Source organism: Kitasatospora sp. NPDC057512, from assembly GCF_042802135.1.
Taxonomy (GTDB): Bacteria; Actinomycetota; Actinomycetes; order Streptomycetales; family Streptomycetaceae; genus Kitasatospora.
Genome location: NZ_JBHVET010000014.1, coordinates 1 through 19,432 on the forward strand (window position 1 = coordinate 1; position 19,432 = coordinate 19,432).

Consider the following 19,432-nt stretch of genomic DNA (forward strand, 5'->3'; position numbering starts at 1 on the left):
TTTTTTTATATGCCCCCGCGGGGGGGGGGGGGGGGGCCCGCCGGGCGGGGGGGGGGGGGGGGGGGCGGCCCGGGGGTCAGTCGGCGATCCGGTACTCCTCCAGGAGCCGGCGCCCGACGATCATCTTCTGGATCTCCGCAGTACCTTCACCGATGAGCAGCATCGGGGCCTCGCGGTAGAGGCGCTCGATCTCGTACTCCTTCGAGAAGCCGTAGCCGCCGTGGATGCGGAAGGCGTCCTCGACGACCTCCTTGCAGTACTCGGAGGCGAGGTACTTGGCCATGCCGGCCTCGAGGTCGTTGCGCTCGCCGCCGTCCTTCTTGCGGGCGGCCATGACCATCATCTGGTGGGCGGCCTCGACCTTGGTGGCCATCTCGGCGAGCTTGAACTGGATCGCCTGGTGCTCGGCGATCTTCTTGCCGAAGGTGGAGCGCTGCTGGGCGTAGGCGATGCCGAGCTCGAAGGCGCGGCGGGCGACGCCGCAGCCGCGGGCGGCGACGTTGACGCGGCCGACCTCGACGCCGTCCATCATCTGGTAGAAGCCGCGGCCCGGGACGCCGCCGAGGACGCGGTCGGCCGGGACGCGGACGTCCTGGAGGACCAGCTCGGTGGTGTCGACGCCCTTGTAGCCCATCTTCTCGATCTTGCCGGGCACGGTCAGGCCGGGAACCGAGGGGTTCGGGCCGAAACCGGCCTCCTTCTCGATCAGGAAGGTGGTCATGTTCTTGTACGGGCTGCTGCCGCCCTCGTCGGTCTTGCAGAGGACCGCGACGAGGGTGGAGGTGCCGCCGTTGGTGAGCCACATCTTCTGGCCGTTGAGGACGTAGAACTCGCCGTCCTTGACGCCCTTGGTGGAGATGGCCGAAACGTCGGAGCCGAGGCCCGGCTCGGACATCGAGAAGGCGCCGCGGATCTCGCCGGCCGCCATCCTCGGCAGGAAGTGGTCCTTCTGCTCCTGGGTGCCGTGGGCGTTGATCATGTGCGCCACGATGAAGTGGGTGTTCACGATGCCGGAGACCGACATCCAGCCGCGGGCGATCTCCTCGACCACCAGGGCGTAGGTGAGCAGCGACTCGCCGAGGCCGCCGTACTCCTCGGGGATGGTGAGGCCGAACAGGCCGAGCTGCTTCATCCCCTCGACGATGGCGGTCGGGTACTCGTCCTTGTGCTCCAGCTCGGTCGCGACCGGAATGATCTCCTTGTCGACGAAATCCCGCACGGTGGCGAGGATGTCCCGCTGGATCTCGGTGAGGCCGTCGGTCTGTGCGAGGCGTCCCATCGTGCGGCTCCGAAAGGTCTGAGGGTCTGCGGAAAGTCGGGGAATCCCGGGGGGGGGGGATTGCGGGGGCCCTGCCGGCGTGGCTGCGGCAGCAGGGCCCCCGGGCCGGGTGGGGCGCGGCCGATGACGGCGGCCTGCCCGTCCGGGGTCTCTCGAAGGGGCCGCCGTGAAAGGCGGGCCCCTATAGAGGGGAGGGGCTCAGGAGAGCGGGGTCGGGCGGCCGGGCTGCTCGCCGCCGCGCTCCTTGATGTACGTCGCGGTCGGCACCATCACCTTGCGGCGGAAGACGCAGACGACCGTGCCGTCCTGCTTGTACCCCTTGGTCTCGACGTACACGATGCCGCGGTCGTCCTTGGACTTGGACGGCCACTTGTCGAGCACGGTGGTCTCGCCGTAGATCGTGTCGCCGTGGAAGGTCGGCGCGACGTGGCGCAGCGACTCGATCTCCAGGTTGGCGATCGCCTTGCCGGAGACGTCCGGGACGGACATGCCGAGCAGCAGCGAGTAGACGTAGTTGCCCACCACGACGTTCCGGCCGAAGTCCGTCGTCTTCTCGGCGTAGTTGGTGTCCAGGTGGAGCGGGTGGTGGTTCATGGTGAGCAGGCAGAAGAGGTGGTCGTCGTACTCGGTGACCGTCTTGCCGGGCCAGTGCTTGTAGACCGCGCCGACCTCGAACTCCTCGTAGGTGCGTCCGAACTGCATGGCTGCTCAGGCCTCCGGGATCTCGAACTTGGTGGTGCGCTGCAGGCCCGCGGCCCGGCCCTTGCCGGCGACGACCAGCGCCATCTTGCGGCTGGCCTCGTCGATCATCTCGTCGCCGAGCATCGCGGAGCCCTTGGCGCCGCCCGCCTCGGAGGTGCAGTAGTCGTACGCGTCGAGGATCAGCTCGGCGTGGTCGTAGTCCTCCTGCGAGGGCGAGTAGATCTCGTTCGCGGCGGCGACCTGGTCCGGGTGGAGTACCCACTTGCCGTCGAAGCCGAGGGCGGCCGAGCGGCGGGCGACCTCGCGGTAGCCCTCGGCGTTGCGGATCTGCAGGTAGGGGCCGTCGATCGCCTGGAGGTCGTTGGCGCGGGCGGCCATCAGGATGCGCATCAGGATGTAGTGGTAGGCGTCGGCGCCGTAGCCGGGCGGCTGCTCGCCGACCACCAGCGACTTCATGTTGATGGAGGCCATGAAGTCGGCGGGGCCGAAGATGATCGTCTCCAGCCGGGGCGAGGCCTCGGCGATGGCGTCGACGTTGATCAGGCCCTTGGCGTTCTCGATCTGCGCCTCGATGCCGATCCGGCCGACCTCGAAGCCCATGGTCTTCTCGATCTGGGTGAGCAGCAGGTCGAGCGCCTTGACCTGCTCGGCGTCCTGCACCTTCGGCAGCATGATGCAGTCGAGGTTGGGGCCGGCGCCCTCGACCACGGTGATCACGTCGCGGTAGGTCCAGTGGGTGGTCCAGTCGTTGACGCGCACGACGCGGGTCTTGCCGCCCCAGTCGCCGTTGTTGAGGGCGTCGACGATGTTGTGGCGGGCGCTCTCCTTGACCAGCGGGGCGCAGGCGTCCTCCAGGTCGAGGAAGACCTGGTCGGCCGGCAGGCCCTGGGCCTTCTCCAGGAAGCGCGGGTTGCTGCCCGGTACGGCGAGGCAGGAGCGGCGCGGGCGCAGTCGGTTGACAGCAGTCATCGGTATCGAGGGTTCCTTCCCAGTGGTCAGCTGGTCAGCTGGTCAGTTCGTGGCCGCGGTCGGTGCGGACGTCCACGGCTGGAGCTTGTTGGCCAGCCGGATCTCGTCCACGATCCGGCCGATGATGGTGGTGATGCCGAAGTCCTTCGGGGTGAACACGGCGGCGACGCCGGCGGCCTTGAGGGCCTCGCCGTCCGCTGCCGGGATGATGCCACCCACGATCACCGGGACATCCTCCACCCCGGCGCGGCGCAGCCGCTTCAGGACGTCGGGCACCAGCTCGCTGTGCGCGCCGGAGAGGATGGACAGGCCCACGCAGTGCACGTCCTCCGCGACGGCGGCGGAGACGATCTGCTCCGGGGTCAGCCGGATGCCCTGGTAGACCACCTCGAACCCGGCGTCGCGGGCCCGTACGGCGATCTGCTCGGCGCCGTTGGAGTGCCCGTCCAGGCCGGGCTTGCCGACCAGCAGGCGCAGCTTTCCGGCGCCCAGCTCCGCGGCGGTCGCGGCGACCGCCGCGCGGACCTGCTCCAGCTCGCCGCCGGGCTCGGCGGCCACCGCGACGGGGGCGCCGCCGACGCCGGTGGGCGCGCGGTACTCGCCGAAGACCTCGCGCAGGGCGAAGGCCCACTCGCCGGTGGTGACGCCGGCCCGGGCGCAGGCGAGCGTGGCCGGCATCAGGTTGGCCTCGGTGGCGGCGACGGTCTTGAGCTCGGCCAGCGTCGACTGGACGGCGGCCTCGTCGCGCTCGGCGCGCCAGGCCTCCAGGGCGGCGAGCACGGACTGCTCGGAGGCCGGGTCGACGACCATGATCGCGGTGTCGAGGTCGGCGGTGAGCGGGCTCGGCTCGGTGGTGTCGAAGCAGTTGACCCCGATGATCTTGTCCTCGCCGGACTCGATCCGGGCCCGGCGGGCGGCGTGCGAGGCGACCAGGTTGGACTTCAGGTAGCCGGACTCGACGGCGGGAATGACCCCGCCCATCTCCAGCACCTTGGCGATCTCCGCCTCGGCGCCGGCCAGCAGCTCCTCGGTCTTGGCCTCGATCACCTGGGAGCCGTCGAAGATGTCGCCGTACTCCAGCAGGTCCGACTCGTACGCCAGCACCTGCTGGATGCGCAGCGACCACTGCTGGTCCCAGGGCCTGGGCAGGCCGAGCGCCTCGTTCCAGGCGGGCAGCTGGACGGCCCGCGCGCGGGCGTCCTTGGAGAGGGTGACGGCCAGCATCTCCAGGACGATCCGCTGGACGTTGTTCTCCGGCTGGGCCTCGGTCAGGCCGAGCGAGTTGACCTGGACGCCGTAGCGGAAGCGGCGCTGCTTGGGGTCGGTGACGCCGTAGCGCTCCAGGGTGACCTTCTCCCACAGCCGGGCGAAGGCGCGCATCTTGCACATCTCCTCGACGAAGCGCACGCCGGCGTTCACGAAGAAGGAGATCCGGGCGACCACCTCGCCCATCCGCTCGGCCGGCACCTGGCCGGAGTCGCGCACGGCGTCGAGCACCGAGATGGCGGTGCACATCGCGTAGGCGATCTCCTGGACGGGCGTCGCCCCGGCCTCCTGCAGGTGGTAGCTGCAGATGTTGATCGGGTTCCACTTGGGGATGCTGCCGACCGTGTAGGCGATCATGTCGGTGATCAGCCGCACCGACGGGCCGGGCGGGAAGACGTGCGTCCCGCGTGACAGGTACTCCTTGACGATGTCGTTCTGGGTGGTGCCGGTGAGCGCGGCGACGTCCGCGCCCTGCTCCTCGGCGACCACCTGGTAGAGCGCCAGCAGCCACATCGCGGTGGCGTTGATCGTCATGGAGGTGTTGGTCCGTTCGAGCGGGATGCCGTCGAACAGGGTGCGCATGTCGCCGACGTGCCCCACCGGGACGCCGACCCGGCCGACCTCGCCGCGGGCGAGGACGTGGTCGGAGTCGTAGCCGGTCTGGGTCGGCAGGTCGAAGGCGACGGACAGGCCGGTCTGGCCCTTCGCCAGGTTCCGCCGGTAGAGCGCGTTGGAGTCGCTCGCGGTGGAGTGTCCGGCGTAGGTGCGCATCAGCCAGGGGCGGTCGCGCTTCCGGGGCTCGGTCATCAGATGTTCCTGAAACGGTTGATGGCGTCGAGGTGCTTGGCGCGGAACTCCGTGTCGTGCACGCCCAGGCCCTCCTCGGGGGCCAGGCAGAGCACGCCGACCTTGCCCTGGTGCCTGTTGTGGTGCACGTCGAGGGCGGCCTGGCCGGTCTCCTCCAGGGAGTAGACCTTGGAGAGGGTCGGGTGGATCTTCCCCTTGGCGATCAGGCGGTTGGCCTCGAAGGCCTCGCGGTAGTTGGCGAAGTGCGAGCCGACGATCCGCTTGAGCGACATCCACAGGTACCGGTTGTCGTACTGGTGCATGTAGCCGGAGGTGGAGGCGCAGGTGACGATGGTGCCGCCCTTGCGGGTGACGTACACCGAGGCGCCGAAGGTCTCCCGGCCCGGGTGCTCGAAGACGATGTCCACGTCCTCGCCGCCGGTGAACTCGCGGATCCTCGCGCCCAGGCGCTTCCACTCGCGCGGGTCCTGGGTGTTCTCGTCCTTCCAGAACCGGTAGCCCTCGGCGGAGCGGTCGATGATCGCCTCGGCGCCCATGGCGCGGCAGATCTCGGCCTTCTGGTCGCTGGAGACCACGCAGATCGGGGTGGCGCCGCCGGCCAGCGCGTACTGGGTGGCGTACGAGCCGAGGCCGCCGCTGGCGCCCCAGATCAGCACGTTGTCGCCCTGCTTCATGCCGGCGCCGTTGCGCGAGACCAGCTGGCGGTACGCGGTGGAGTTGACCAGGCCGGGGGAGGCGGCCTCCTCCCAGGTGAGGTGCCGGGGCTTGGGCAGCAGCTGGTTGGTCTTCACCAGGGCCAGCTGCGCCAGGCCGCCGAAGTTGGTCTCGAAGCCCCAGATGCGCTGCTCCGGGTCCATCATCGTGTCGTTGTGGCCGTCCGCGGACTCCAGTTCGACCGAGAGGCAGTGCGCGACGACCTCGTCGCCCGGCTTCCAGGCGTTGACCCCGGCGCCGGTGCGCAGCACCACGCCGGCGAGGTCGGAGCCGACCACGTGGTACGGCAGGTCGTGGCGCTTGGTCAGCGGCGACAGCCGGCCGTAGCGCTCCAGGAAGCCGAAGGTGGAGACCGGCTCGAAGATCGAGCTCCAGACGGTGTTGTAGTTCACCGCGCTGGCCATGACGGCGACCAGGGCCTCGCCGGGGCCCAGCTCGGGCAGGGCGACCTCGTCGAGGTGAAGGGACTTGCGGGGGTCCTTGTCGCGGCTGGCGAGGCCCGCGAACATCTGCTCCTCGTCCTTGTGGAGCGTCACCGCCCGGTAGGACTCGGGGAGCTTGATCGCCGCGAAGTCCGCCGACGTGCTGTCGGTGCTGAGGATCGCGTCGAGGATTTCCTGCATGGCTGCCTCCGAAGGCGTACCTGTGTGAGGGTCACAGGGCGTCTGGGGGAGCCGGGAGCGGACACCGGCTTCGCTGAGGTGGGTGGTGGGCGGGTCAGGGTCACCCGGGGTGGACCGGGCCGTTCTGGCTCTCTGCTCCCGGGGTGTGGGAACGCCGGACGACGGCGCGCCGAGGTGGGGAGCCGCGGCGCCGCGACTGGTGAGTAACAAGGTAGTGGCACCCTGTGCCACTCGTAAAGACACCGGGTGCCAGGAATTCGAGCCGGTTCCGGGGCCGCGTGACGCGCGTTGCGCGGGCATGCGAAAGGCCCGCGCCGACAGCTCGGCGCGGGCCCTCGATACCGCTCTGACCTGTGTGAATACTGGGCCTACGGCTCCCGGGTGCCACTCAGCGCGGCCCGGATGCTGTCCACCACGACGTCCAGCGGAGCGTCCGTCCGGGCGACTGTGATGAGCACCTCACCTCCGGGACTGGCACTCAGTGCGCTCTCGACTCCGGCGTCCCCCGGGGTCCCATTGGCACCCGGTGCCACCACCGATCCCCGCCGCCTGGCACCCGGGGCGCTGGAGGCCCAGAAGGTCCGCCGGATCACCTCGAAGGAGTGGTCCAGCTGCGCCTCCACGTCGCCCCGGCCGCCGGCCCGCAGCCAGCGCCGCAGCACGTGGTTGTGCGCCGCGACCACCGCCGCCGCCGAGACCTCGGCCAGCATCGAGTCGTCCTCGCCGCCGCGCTGCCAGCCGGACGGGATGGACTCGCCGGTGTCGAAGCGGCCCAGCAGGTAGCGGGTGAACAGCCGCTCGTAGCGGGCCACCACGGCGATCTCCCGCTCGCGCAGCGCCGGGACCTGACGGATCAGCTGGTACCGCGCCACCGACACCCCCGGGGTGGAGGCGTACATCCGCAGCACCTCCTTGATGCCGCGGCAGACCACGTCCAGCGGGTGCTCCTCCGGCTCCGCGCTGGCCAGCAGGTCGGCCACCCGCACCAGGGTGTCGTCGTGGTCCGGGAAGATCGCCTCCTCCTTGGACCGGAAGTACCGGAAGAAGGTGCGCCGGGCCACCCCGGCGGCGGCCGCGATCTGGTCGACCGTGGTCTCCTCGTAGCCCTGCGAGGCGAACAGCTCCATCGCGGCCGTGGCCAGGTCCTGGCGCATCTGCTGGCGCTGCGCCGCCGCCCGGCGGCTGCCCGGCCCGCCCTCCGGCCCGGTGCCCCCGGTCGAGGGGCCGGTCCGGTCGGCGCCGCCGTGCGGCCCGGCGGGGTGCTGCGGGGAGGTTGACTGAACCCGATCCATGTCCGGAACGCTACACGGCCCGGACGGCGCGCCCGCGGCCCTTCCCCGCCGCACCGGCACCACCGGTCCGGTCACGGCCGGGCGGGGCCAGCGGGAGGCCGCCGTCCCGGGGCCCCAACCGGGGCGCACGGAGGCCGCGGAGCCCGGCGGCTGCGCCGCCGCGTGCGGTCCGGCCGGCGGCTCGTACGGCAGCTCGTACGGGCCGCCCCCGGCCTGCGGGGTGGTCACCGGCGCGCGTGGTCGCGGAAGCCGCGGCCGGTCTTGCGGCCCAGGCAGCCCGCCGCGACCAGGTGCTCCAGCAGCGGCGCGGCCGCCAGGCCGGGCTCGCGGAACTCCTGGTGCAGCACCCGCTCGATCGTCAGCGAGACGTCCAGGCCGACCACGTCCAGCAGCTCGAACGGGCCCATCGGGTAGCCGCAGCCGAGCTTCATCGCGGTGTCGATGTCGTCCACCGTCGCGTAGTGCTCCTGGAGCATCCGCACCGCGTCGTTCAGGTAGGGGAAGAGCAGCGCGTTGACGATGAAGCCGGCCCGGTCGCCGCACTCCACCGGGTGCTTGCGGACCTTCGCGGTCAGCTCCAGCACCGTCGCGGTGACGTCCGGCGCGGTCAGCACGGTGGAGACCACCTCGACCAGCTTCATCGCCGGGGCCGGGTTGAAGAAGTGCATGCCGATCACGTCCTGCGGCCGCGAGGTGGCGGTCGCGCAGCTGATCACCGGCAGCGAGGAGGTGGTGGTGGCGAGAACCGCGCCCGGCCGGACGATCTTGTCCAGGGTGGCGAACAGCTCGCGCTTGACCGCCAGGTCCTCGGCGACCGCCTCGACCACCAGGTCCACCTCGGCCAGCTCGGTGTACTGGCCGACCGGGGTGACCAGCGCCAGCGCGGCGTCCCGCGCCTCCGCGGACAGCCGGCCCTTGGCCACCGAGCGCTCCAGCGACTTCGCCAGCCGCGCCTTGGCCGCCTCGGCCTTCTCCTGGCTGCGGGCGGCCAGCAGCACCGGGTGCCCGGCCTTGGCGAACACCTCGGCGATGCCGGTGGCCATCGTCCCGGAGCCGCAGACGCCGACGGTGCGCACCTCCCGGCCCGGCACCTTCGGCAGGGCCGGCCCGGTCGCCGCGTCCACGGCCCGGGACGAGCCCGGTGCCTCGTAGGTGTAGAAGCCGCGGCCGGTCTTGCGGCCCAGCAGCCCGGCCGCGACCAGCTGGCCGAGGATCGGGGCGGGCGCGTGCAGGCGGTCCCGGGACTGCTCGTACATCGCTTCCAGCACGGTGCGCGCGGTGTCGACGCCGATCAGGTCGAGCAGCGCCAGCGGGCCCATCGGCAGGCCGCAGCCGAGCCGCATCGCGGCGTCGATGTCCTCCCGCGAGGCGTACTTGGACTCGAACATCGCGGCGGCCTGGTTCAGGTAGGCGAACAGCAGGCCGTTCACCACGAAGCCGGCCCGGTCGCCGGCCGCCACCGGCTCCTTGCCGAGGTCGCGGGCGAAGGCGGCGGCGTCCTCGGCGGTCCGCGGGGAGGTCAGCACCGTGCGGACCACCTCGACCAGCTTCATGCCGTGCACCGGGTTGAAGAAGTGCAGGCCGAGCACCCGCTCCGGACGGGCGGTCGCGGCGGCGATCCGGGTCACCGACAGCGCGGTGGTGCCGGTGGCCAGCACGGTGCCCTCCGGGCAGATCCGGTCCAGCTCGGCGAAGACCTCCCGCTTCAGCTCCAGCTGCTCGGGGACCTCCTCGATCACCAGGTCCGCCCCGGCGGCGGCCGCCAGCTCGTGGCCGACCGAGATCCGGGCCAGCAGCCCGGTGCGCTCCTCGGCGGTGAGCCGCTCCCGGCCGACCGCGTGGGCGGTGGCCTCCTCGATCCGGGCCAGCGCCCGGGCGGCCGAGTCCTCGGTGGCCTCGATGCCGATCACCCGGCGGCCGCTCTTGGCGACGGCCACCGCGACGCCGGCACCCATCGTGCCGAGGCCGACGACGGCGACAGTGGGGAAGGGACGCTCCATCTGTCCTGTACTCCTAGTCATGAAGGGCCCGCGCGTGCTCCGGCGGGCACGCCGCCGCGCCCGTACGCCGGGGGCGGCCGCCGCCGGAGGAGGGTCCACGCGCGAGGGCTGGGGAGATGACGGGGTGTCGGCGCACCCGGGCGGAGGCCGGTCCGCTCCGGCCCGATCGCGGGTGTGCCGTGGTGCTCAGGCGCTCGAAGGTGAAGGAGGCGGCCCTGATACGAGGAGGAACCCGGCCCGCCGCGGTCCGCGGCACCGGCCGGTGAAGGTGAAGGCGCACCGCGCGAGCGCCGGAGAAGCGGCGACCGCGGCCTGCCGCCGGTGCGGCTCCCGAAGCCCGGCGGTGGTGCGTGCCCGGCCACTGTAGCGAAGCTACTGGCGAGTAGGAAGGGGGCGGAGACGGAAAACCGTTCGGGGCCGCGGGTGTTCGCCGCCCCGGTGTCCGCCGACGCGCCCGCCTCGGGCGCCCCGGACGCCCCGGAGCGGATCACCGCAGGGGAGTCGATGGCCAGGTTCGCCCCGAACGGGTGAACTGGTGAACGGGGCCGCCCGCAGGACCACCCGATAGGGGAGTTACCCGACCCCGACCGGCGGGGCAGCATGACGGCATGACCACCGGAACCGCCGCTGCCGGCCCCACCGCGCCCGGTCCCGCCGAGCCGCCCGTCACCGCCGAACGGCTCGCCGCCGCCGCGGTGGCGGCCGTCGCGCTGCCACCGCGCGAGGAGCGGGCCGCCCGCGCGGCGCGGGCCGTCGACCGGCTGCGCACCGAGGCCGTCGAGGCGGTGGCCGTCACCTGGGTGGACAACGCCGGCATCACCCGGGTGAAGGCCGTGCCGCTCGGTGGCCTGCTGCACGCCGCGCAGTGGGGCGTCGGCACCGCGCCCTGCTTCGACGTGTTCCTCGCCGACGACGCGATCACCACCAGTCCGATCATCGGCGGCCCCACCGGGGACCTCAGGCTCTACCCGGACCTCGACCGGATCGTCCCGCTGGCCGCCCAGCCCGGCTGGGCCTGGGCCCCGGGGGACAGGTACACCCAGGCCGGCGCCCCGCACCCCGGCTGCCAGCGGCTGTTCGCCCGCCGGGCCCGGGCCGTGGCGGCCGCGCGCGGCCTGAGCCTCAAGGCGGGCATCGAGGTCGAGTGGACGGTCGCCCTGGCCGGCGCCCCGGGGGAGGAGCCGCAGTACCCGACGCACGGCCCGGCGTACGGGATGCACCGGGTCACCGACCTCTCCGACTACCTGCGGGACGTCCTGCGCGCCCTCGGCCGGCAGGGCCTGAGCGTCCTCCAGATCCACCCCGAGTACTCGCCGGGCCAGTTCGAGGTCTCGGTCGCCCCCGAGGACCCGGTCGCCGCCGCCGACACCTCCGTCCTGGTCCGGCACACCGTCCGGGCCGTCTCCGCCCGGCACGGCCTGCGGGTCTCCTTCGCCCCGGTGGTCGAGACCGGCGGCGTCGGCAACGGCGGGCACCTGCACGTCAGCCTCTGGCGCGACGGGCGCAACCTCGGCCACGGCGGCCCCGGCCCGCACGGCCTGACGGCCGAGGCCGAGGGCTTCCTCGCCGGGGTGCTCGACGCGCTGCCCGAACTGCTGGTGCTGGGCTGCTCCAGCCCGGCCGGGTACCTGCGGCTGGTGCCCTCGCACTGGGCGGGTGCCTACCAGTGCTGGGGCCTGGAGAACCGGGAGGCCGCGCTGCGCCTGGTGACGGGCTCCACCGGGGAGCGGTCCGCCGCCGCCAACGCCGAGGTCAAGTGCTTCGACGCGAGTGCCAACCCGTACCTGGCGGTCGGCGGGGTGATCGCGGCCGGCCTCGCCGGGCTGGAGCAACGCCGCGCGCTGCCACCGGAGTTCACCGGGGACCCGGCGGCCGCCGAGCCCGGCACGGTGCCCCGGCTGCCGGCTGGCCCGGCCGAGGCGATCGCCGCGTACGAGCGCTCGGCGGTGCTGCGCGAGGCCCTCGGCGAGCCGCTCTACCAGGCGGTGCTGGCGGTGCGCCGGGCGGAGCAGGAGCAGTACGCGGCCGTCACGCCCGAGGAGCTGGTCGCGGCCACCCGCTGGCGGTACTGAGCGGTGGCCCGGCCGGAGGGGCCCGCACTGGTCGACCACCACTGCCACAGCGTGGTGGCGGCCGAGCTCGCCGACGACGCCCTGGCCGGGCTGCTCACCGAGTCCGACCGGCCGCCCGCGCCCGGCTGTTCGCCCTTCGACAGCGCGCTGGGCCTCGCGGTCCGGCGCTGGTGCCCGCCCGTGCTCGGCCTGCCGGCGCATGCCCCGGCCGTCGACTACCTGGCCCGGCGGCGGGAGTTGGGCGCGGCCGAGGCCACCGGGCGGCTGCTGGCGGCGGCCGGGTTGGACACCTGCCTGGTGGACACCGGGCTGACCACCGCCGCGGGCCACCAGCTGCTGCCGCCGGCCGAACTCGCCGCGGCCACCGGGGCGTCGGTGCGCGAGGTGGTCCGGCTGGAGTCGGTCGCCGCGGCGGTGACGGCCGGCGCCGAGGACTGGCCGGGGGCCGTCGCGCAGGCGCTCGGGGCGGCCGCCGCCGGGGCCGTCGCGGTCAAGTCGGTGCTCGCCTACCGGCACGGGCTGGCGGCCCCCGCCGAACGCCCCGCCACCGCGGTCGTGGTGGCCGCGGCCGGCGCCCACCTGCGCGCCGGGCGGGGCCGGCTGACCGATCCGGTGCTGCTGCACCACCTGCTCTGGACGGCCGTGGACGTCTGCGCCGAGCTCGGCCTGCCGCTCCAACTCCACACCGGCTTCGGCGATCCGGACCTCACCCTGCACCGGGCCGACCCGTCGCTGCTGACGGACTTCGTGCGGGCCGCCGAGCCCAGTGGCGTCCCGCTGGTGCTGCTGCACGGCTACCCGTACCACCGGCAGGCCGCCTGGTTGGCCCAGGCCTTCCCGACGGTGTACACCGACCTCGGGCTGACGGCCTCCTACACCGGGCCGCGGGTGGCCGCGGTGCTGGGCGAGATGCTGGAGCTGGCCCCGTTCGGAAAACTGCTGTTCTCCACCGACGCCTACGGGCTGCCCGAACTGTTTCTGGTGGGGACCTGTCAGTTCCGGTACGGACTGGGTGCGGTGCTCGCGGACTGGCAGGCCGCGGGCGCCTGTTCCGCGGCCGACGCCGAGCGGGTGGCGGGGCTGGTCGCGGGCGGCAACGCGCGTCGGTTGTACGCGTTGTAGCGGCGCGATCCGCGCAGGTGGCCGACGTTCCGAGGGGTGCGGCCGCACGTCGGCGAACCATCACTTTTTAACACTCTTGACCTCTGTTTCCCTGTTGACCCCCGAACGGTCGCATCCCGGTTTCTGGTTCAGATGTGACGATTAGATGACTACCTCTTGCGCTTATAAGCAAATATTCATTAGCGTCCCGGTCATTCCCAAGCGCACCTGCCACCGCAGCTGCCGCCTTGACGACTCGGGAGGCCAACCCTCATGCGTGTTCCTCGGATCAGCGGTACCCGGTACGCGGCAGTGGGCGTCGTGCTCGCCACTGCCGGCGCCCTCGCGCTTCCGGCCGGCACCGCCGTCGCGGCCCCCGCGGGCGACCCGACCACCGGTTCGCTGATGAGCTACGTCGTCAACACCAAGGCCAACCACGGTCAGGTGCAGAAGGTCGAGAAGGCCATCACCGGCCTCGGCGGCACGGTGGTCCAGTCGTACGAGCAGGTCGGCGTCGTGGTCGCCCGCTCGAACGACACCAAGTTCGCCGAGAAGCTGCGCCTGGCCAAGGGCGTCGACTCGGTCGGTGCCAGCCGCACCAAGGGCATCCAGGCCTCCGACCAGGGCAAGGCCGACGTCGCCGCCGAGCCGGCCGCCGCGGCCGCCCCGGGCCAGGAGCCCTACGACGCCTACCAGTGGGACATGCGTCAGATCGGTGCCGACAAGGCCCACAAGATCTCGCTCGGCAGCCGCAACGTCACGGTCGGCGTGCTGGACTCCGGCATCGACGCCACCCACGAGGACCTGGCCGCCAACGTGGACGCCTCGCAGTCGGTCTCCTGCATCGACGGCAAGACGAACACCGACTGGAAGGCCTGGCAGCCGACCACCAGCGACCACGGCACCCACGTGGCCGGCACCATCGGCGCCGCCAAGAACGGCAAGGGCGTCGTCGGCGTCGCGCCGAACGTGAAGCTGGCCGCCGTCAAGGTCGTCGACGACGGCGGGTTCATCTACCCGGAGAACGCGGTCTGCGGCTTCGTCTGGGCCGGCGAGCACGGCTTCAAGGTGACCAACAACAGCTACTTCGTCGACCCGTGGATGTTCAACTGCAAGACGGACAAGGACCAGGCGGCCATCTCGGACGCCGTCCGCAAGGCCGTCGCCTTCTCGCAGCGCAAGGGCGTCCTCAACGTCGCCGCCGCCGGTAACGAGAACCTCGACCTGGCGCACAAGACCGTCGACGTGGCCAGCCCGGACGACACCACCCCGGCCTCCCGCCCGGTCACCAACGACTGCCTGTCGCTGCCGACCGAGCTGCCCGGCGTCGTCGCCGTCTCCGCGGTGGGCTCCGAGGGTGTCAAGGCGTACTACTCCAGCTACGGCAAGGGCGTCGTCTCCGTCACCGCGCCCGGTGGCGACCGCCGCTTCCAGCTCCCGGACACCCCCGACAAGGACGGCCGCATCCTGTCCACCATCCCCGGTGGCAAGTACGGCTACATGCAGGGCACCTCGATGGCCACCCCGCACGTCGCCGGCGTGGTCGCGCTGCTCGCCAGCACCTTCCCGTGGGCCAGCCCGGACGAGCTGACCGAGATGCTGACCAGCCACGCCGAGTCCGTCCCGTGCCCGAAGGGCGAGTTCAACCCGGGCGGCGCCGGTGCCTGGAAGGCCACCTGCGAGGGCACCACGAACGACAACGGCTTCTACGGCGCGGGCCTGGTCAACGCCGAGAAGGCGGTCCAGTGGTGGCGCTGACGCGCTGACCGCGGACAGCACTGAACAGTAGAACCGGGGAGCGGGCCCACTGGGTCCGCTCCCCGGTCGCGTTCCCGACCTCACGGGTCAGTACGGTTGGTCCTCGTCGGCGTACTGCTCCCAGACCGTCTCCACCGACGGCTTGCCGTGCAGGTCCGGCACCTCCCGCAGCCAGTCCGGCCGCCCGGCCCTGGTCCGGGCCGCCCGCCGCCGCTCTGCCTCGCGCAGCTGCTCGGGCGTGGCGAAGCCCTCGGGCAGCCACTCCTCGGAGAGCACCACCCGGGCGGCGAGGTGGGTGACGTAGGCGTGCCGGACGGCGTCCACCGAGTCGAAACCGGGCTCGCCGGCCAGCCACTCGTCCGGGACGAGCGCCGCCACCTCCTCCAGCAGCGGCACGGTGACCAGCGGCCCGAGCTCCTCGTCGGCCAGCCGGACGTCCGGGGCCGAGCCGCCGAGCGCGTGCGCGCTGAGGTCGTACCGCTTGCCGACCGAGGCCTCGGCCCCCGCCCAGCGGTGGTGGAAGATCAGCGCGGCGCCGTTGTCGATCAGCCAGAGCCGCCCGTGCCAGACCACCAGGTTGGGGTTGTGCACGGTGCGGTCGACATTGCCGGTCAGGGCGTCCAGCCAGACCACCCGGCCGGCCTCGGTCGAGTCCACCGCGATCATCCCCGGCCGGAAGTCCCGCGCGCCGGGCAGCAGGTCCATCCCGAGGTTGACCCCGGCACTGGCCTTGAGCATGTCCTGGATCTCGGCGTCCGGTTCGTCCGCGGCGACGGCCGGGTCGAAGTCCACCAGCCGCAGCTCCGGCACCCGCAGGCCCAGCCGCCGGGCCAGCTCGCCGACGATGACCTCGGCGATCAGCGCCTTGCGGCCCTGCGCGGCCCCGGTGAACTTGACCACGTACGTTCCCAGGTCGTCGGTCTCCACCACGCCCGGAACCGAGCCACCGGCCCGCAGCGGGTCGACATAGCGCACAGCAGTCACCAGATCGAGCACACCGGCCACCCTATCCCGCCGCGTCGCGGGCGGGACCCTGTGATTGGCTTGCCGGACAGAGCGGTTCCCACCACATGAGGAGAGCAAGGTCATGGGACAGGTGCAGGCCACCACCGAGCGGGTCTACGACGCCGCGCCCGAGCGGGTGTACGAGGCGCTGGCCGACTACCAGGTGACCCGCCCGAAGCTGCTGCCCGCGCAGTACAGCGAGTACGAGGTGCGGGTCGGCGGCACCGGTGCCGGCACCCAGGTGCACTGGAAGCTCCAGGCCACCGAGAAGCGGGTGCGCGACTGCCTCTTCACCGTCTCCGCGCCCGAGCCCGACCAGCTGGTCGAGAAGGACGCCAACTCCAGCATGGTGATCACCTGGACCGTCTCGGCCGTCGGCGAGGGCCGCGCCAAGGTCACCGTGACCGCCACCTGGCAGGGCGCCACCGGCATCGGCGGCTTCTTCGAGCGCACCTTCGCCCCGAAGGGCCTGAACCGGATCCACGACCAGGTGCTGGCCAACCTCGCCGCCGAGGTCCGCTGAGGCCCGCCGAGCTCCGCCGAGGCCTTCCGGGGTTCGTCGGGACCGCCACCGTCCGCCGTCCCCCGGATTCGCCAACCGCGCGATTCGCGCGCGTAGATCCATCGAACCGCTCGAATCGCCCGGGGATTCGAGCGGTTCGGTCTCCCGTACGAGCCGAAAGCCGTACGGGTGGCCGAACCGCCACCTGCGGGTGACGGGGGCCGCCCGGCACCGGTGAGCCACCCTAGGCTCGCCGCCGTGCATATGACGATCCTTCACATTTCCCAACCGGTGGACGGCGGGGTCGCCCGCGTCGTCGCCGACCTGGTCCGGGGCCAGCGGGAGGCCGGCCACCGGGTGCTGGTCGCCTGCCCGCGCGGCGGGCGGCTGGCCGCGGAGGCCGCCGCGGTGGGCGCGCTGGTCCAGGACTGGCCCGCCCGGCGCCCGCCCGGCCCGGGCACCCCCGCCGAGGCCTGGCGGCTGCGCCGGATCGTCCGGGCGGCCGCGCCCGACGTGGTCCACCTGCACAGCGCCAAGGCCGGGTTGGCCGGGCGGCTCGCGGTGCACGGCACGGTGCCGACCGTCTTCCAGCCGCACGCCTGGTCCTTCGCCGCCGTCGACGGCGCGCTGGCCGCCGCCACGCTGCGCTGGGAGCGCTTCGCCACCCGCTGGTCGCACCGGCTGCTGTGCGTCAGCGTCCAGGAGCGGGCCGACGGCGTGGCGGCCGGGGTGCACGCCGACTGGGCGGTGGTGCCCAACGGCGTGGACGTGCGCCACTACGCGCCCGCCGACCGCCGGGCCGCCCGGATCGCCCTCGGCCTGGACCTGGAGGCCCCGCTCGCGGTGTGCGTCGGGCGGCTGTGCCGGCAGAAGGGCCAGGACGTGCTGCTGGCCGCCTGGCCGGAGGTGCTGCGCCGGGTGCCGCGGGCCCGGCTGGCGCTGGTCGGCGGCGGGCCGGAGGAGCAGCAGGTCGCGGAGCTGGTCCGGCAGACCGCCGAGCCCGCCCGGATTCGGCTGGTCGGGGACGTGCCGGACCCGCGTCCGTGGCTGGCGGCGGCCGACCTGGTGGTGCTGCCCTCGCGCTGGGAGGGGATGGCGCTGGCCCCGCTGGAGGCGATGGCGGCCGCCCGTCCGGTGCTGCTGACCGACGTGCCCGGCGCCCGGGAGTGCCTGCCGCCGTCCGAGCTCGCGCACGCGGTGGTCCCGCCCGAGGACGCGCGGGCCCTCGCCACCCGAATGGGGGACGCGCTGTCAGATCCGATCGAATGCGAGCGGCGTGGCGCCCGGTTGCGCGAGCACGTGGTGGGCCGGCACGACGTGCGCACCGTGGTCGAACAGGTTGACGTCCTCTACCGCCACCTGCTGGGCGCGGGACCGGCGGCGGGACGGCGCCGGGCCCGTGTCCCAGAGCGGATCTGATCGTTTCACATGCCGTGAATGCCCGCCGTTTCCGGCGTTGTCGTATTCGCACCCTCGGCCGGATAGGGAGGCGAGGCGTCAAATCCGAAATACCTATTAATGGGCGGCTGGAATGAATCGGCAAGTCAACTTCCGGCCTGTACCGCCCGGTTCTGTATTGTCGGATTTTGCCTGCTTCGTTCGGATTTCATGTCGGGAATTCACGGCTGGGCCCCTCGCGACCGATTCGTTCGTGACCAGTTCCTTTGCGATCGGCCCCGCCGCCGGACATCCGGAAGCCGCGAGCGGCAGCAGGTGCTGTCAGGACCGCGCCCACCGGGCCGGGACGGCCGCCCCGCGCCAACCGGTGCCGGGGCACCGTCACCCCGGGCACACAGCAGGGGAGATCGTGCGCTGATGACCATTGACCACGAGAGTGTGCCGCGATCGAGCGGACCCCTGTCCGGCCCCCGCCGGCCCGGCACCGGGCTGCTCGACCGGCCGGCGGGGACGGCGCACTACCGGACGGTCCCACCACCGCACCGGTCCCGTGGGACGGTCCGCTCCCGGCTGGCCCTGTCGCTCGCCCTGGTCCAGGCCGACGTCATCGCGCTGTGCTCCGCCGGCGGCATCGCCAACCGCGCCTTCGACCCGGCCGCCCCGCTCGACCCGCTGCTCGGCGTCCCCGCCGTCCTGCCCCTGCTGCTCCTGCTCAACCTGGCCGGCGGCCTCTACCGCCCCCGGCTCACCCTGTCCGTCCTGGACGAACTGCCCGCGCTGGCCGCCCGGGCCGTGGTCGCCACCGCCTTCGCCGTCACCCTGTCCGGCGGCCTCGGCGACCACTGGCCCGACTGCGGCCCGGCCGGCCCGGCCCGGCTCACCGTCCTGCTCGGCGCCCAGCTGCTGATCGTGGCCGTCGGCCGCGCCGTCCTCTACCACCTGGTCCGGCGGATCCGCCGCAGCCGCCCCAGCCCCGTCCTGGTGCTCGGCGCCGGCCGGCTCGGCCGCCGGGTCGCCGCCGCCCTCCGCGCGCACGGCGAGTACGGGATGCGCCCGGTCGGCTTCCTCGACGCGGACCCGCCACTGCTGCCCGGCGACACCGACCTGCCCGTGCTCGGCGGCCGCGAGGCGCTGGAGCGCGAGGTGCGCCGGCACGGCGTCCAGCACGTGATCGCCACCGCCGGCGGCGCCGACGAGACCGAGACCGCCGCCACCCTGCGCGAGGCCGCCCGGCTCGGCTGCCAGGTCTGGCTGGTGCCCGCGCTGCGCGAGTACGGCTCGCTGCCCGTCGCCCCGATCACCGGCGGCGACCACCTGTGGGGCTTCCCCTGCCTGCGGCTCGGCCGCCCCGCGATGCGCCGCCCCGGCTGGGCCGCCAAGCGAGCCCTGGACGTCACCGCCGCCGCGGTCGGCCTGCTGCTGCTCGCCCCCGTCCTGGTGCTCTGCGCCCTCGCGGTCCGCTTCGACACCGGCCCCGGGGTGCTCTTCCGCCAGCAGCGCACCGGCCTGGACGGCCGGGTCTTCACCGTCCTCAAGTTCCGCACCCTGCGCCCGAGCAACGAGCACGAGTCCGCCACCCGCTGGAACATCTCCCAGGACCACCGGATGGGCGCCGTCGGCCGGCTGCTGCGCAAGAGCTCGCTGGACGAGCTGCCCCAGCTGTGGAACGTCCTGCGCGGCGACATGAGCCTGGTCGGCCCGCGCCCCGAACGGCCGTACTTCGTCATGCGGTTCGGCCAGGCCTACCCCGAGTACGCGGACCGCCACCGGGTCCCGGTCGGCCTCACCGGCCTGGCCCAGGTCAACGGCCTGCGCGGGGACACCTCCATCGAGGACCGGGCCCGCTTCGACAACCGCTACATCGAGAGCTGGAGCCTCTGGCAGGACGTCAAGATCCTGTGCCGCACCGCGGCCCTGATGCTCCACCCGGACGGGAGCTGACCC

The 19,432-nt window shown here is 72.9% G+C and carries 14 protein-coding genes; 6 read left to right on the forward strand and 8 right to left on the reverse strand.

Annotated features, from left to right (window positions below; genetic code table 11):
* Positions 1–76: 76 nt before the first annotated feature.
* From ACFU6K_RS02210 to ACFU6K_RS02240, 7 genes are all read right to left on the reverse strand, one after another.
* A complete protein-coding gene (locus ACFU6K_RS02210) occupies positions 77–1,279 on the reverse strand; it encodes an acyl-CoA dehydrogenase family protein (protein ID WP_380660379.1) in 1,203 nt (400 codons plus the stop codon).
* 198 nt (positions 1,280–1,477) lie between these two features.
* Entirely contained in the window at positions 1,478–1,981 is a 504-nt protein-coding gene (locus ACFU6K_RS02215; protein ID WP_380660380.1) for a MaoC family dehydratase, read from the reverse strand.
* Between the two features lie 6 nt (positions 1,982–1,987).
* Positions 1,988–2,950, reverse strand: a complete 963-nt coding sequence (locus ACFU6K_RS02220; RefSeq protein ID WP_380660381.1) for an HpcH/HpaI aldolase/citrate lyase family protein — start codon at positions 2,948–2,950, stop codon at positions 1,988–1,990.
* Between the two features lie 42 nt (positions 2,951–2,992).
* Positions 2,993–5,023: a protein meaA gene (locus ACFU6K_RS02225; RefSeq protein WP_380660382.1), complete on the reverse strand. Its 2,031-nt coding sequence runs from the start codon at positions 5,021–5,023 to the stop codon at positions 2,993–2,995.
* Positions 5,023–6,360, reverse strand: a complete 1,338-nt coding sequence (ccrA, locus tag ACFU6K_RS02230; protein ID WP_380660383.1) for a crotonyl-CoA carboxylase/reductase — start codon at positions 6,358–6,360, stop codon at positions 5,023–5,025. Before ccrA ends, ACFU6K_RS02225 begins: the two co-directional genes overlap by 1 nt.
* A 368-nt stretch (positions 6,361–6,728) precedes the next feature.
* Positions 6,729–7,652: a TetR family transcriptional regulator gene (locus ACFU6K_RS02235; RefSeq protein WP_380660384.1), complete on the reverse strand. Its 924-nt coding sequence runs from the start codon at positions 7,650–7,652 to the stop codon at positions 6,729–6,731.
* A 224-nt stretch (positions 7,653–7,876) separates the two neighbouring features.
* The gene (locus ACFU6K_RS02240; protein ID WP_380660385.1) at positions 7,877–9,652 is read right to left on the reverse strand and encodes a 3-hydroxyacyl-CoA dehydrogenase family protein; all 1,776 of its coding nucleotides are present in this window, start codon (positions 9,650–9,652) and stop codon (positions 7,877–7,879) included.
* A 608-nt stretch (positions 9,653–10,260) separates the two neighbouring features.
* Here ACFU6K_RS02240 and ACFU6K_RS02245 point away from each other — a divergent pair.
* The 3 genes from ACFU6K_RS02245 to ACFU6K_RS02255 all read left to right on the forward strand — a co-directional run bounded on the left by ACFU6K_RS02245 (position 10,261) and on the right by ACFU6K_RS02255 (position 14,583).
* Positions 10,261–11,724 carry a glutamine synthetase gene (locus tag ACFU6K_RS02245; RefSeq protein ID WP_380660386.1) on the forward strand — a complete coding sequence of 488 codons (1,464 nt, stop codon included), beginning with the start codon at positions 10,261–10,263 and terminating at the stop codon, positions 11,722–11,724.
* Positions 11,725–11,727: 3 nt separating this feature from the next.
* Positions 11,728–12,846, forward strand: a complete 1,119-nt coding sequence (locus ACFU6K_RS02250) for an amidohydrolase family protein (protein ID WP_380660387.1) — start codon at positions 11,728–11,730, stop codon at positions 12,844–12,846.
* 252 nt (positions 12,847–13,098) lie between these two features.
* Positions 13,099–14,583, forward strand: coding sequence for a S8 family serine peptidase (locus ACFU6K_RS02255; RefSeq protein WP_380660388.1), 1,485 nt, complete (start codon positions 13,099–13,101; stop codon positions 14,581–14,583).
* Between the two features lie 87 nt (positions 14,584–14,670).
* On the opposite strand, the gene ACFU6K_RS02260 is transcribed toward ACFU6K_RS02255, so the two are convergent.
* Positions 14,671–15,579: a HipA family kinase gene (locus tag ACFU6K_RS02260; RefSeq protein ID WP_380660389.1), complete on the reverse strand. Its 909-nt coding sequence runs from the start codon at positions 15,577–15,579 to the stop codon at positions 14,671–14,673.
* A gap of 91 nt (positions 15,580–15,670) precedes the next feature.
* On the opposite strand from ACFU6K_RS02260, the gene ACFU6K_RS02265 reads away from it, so the two are divergent.
* The 3 genes from ACFU6K_RS02265 (at position 15,671) to ACFU6K_RS02275 (ending at position 19,429) form a co-directional block, all read left to right on the forward strand.
* Positions 15,671–16,111, forward strand: a complete 441-nt coding sequence (locus ACFU6K_RS02265) for an SRPBCC family protein (protein WP_074001617.1) — start codon at positions 15,671–15,673, stop codon at positions 16,109–16,111.
* A 243-nt stretch (positions 16,112–16,354) separates the two neighbouring features.
* Positions 16,355–17,509 carry a glycosyltransferase gene (locus ACFU6K_RS02270; protein ID WP_380660390.1) on the forward strand — a complete coding sequence of 385 codons (1,155 nt, stop codon included), beginning with the start codon at positions 16,355–16,357 and terminating at the stop codon, positions 17,507–17,509.
* Positions 17,510–17,905: 396 nt separating this feature from the next.
* On the forward strand, positions 17,906–19,429 hold the full coding sequence (locus ACFU6K_RS02275) for a sugar transferase (protein WP_380660391.1): 1,524 nt from the start codon (positions 17,906–17,908) through the stop codon (positions 19,427–19,429).
* Positions 19,430–19,432 lie beyond the last annotated feature (3 nt).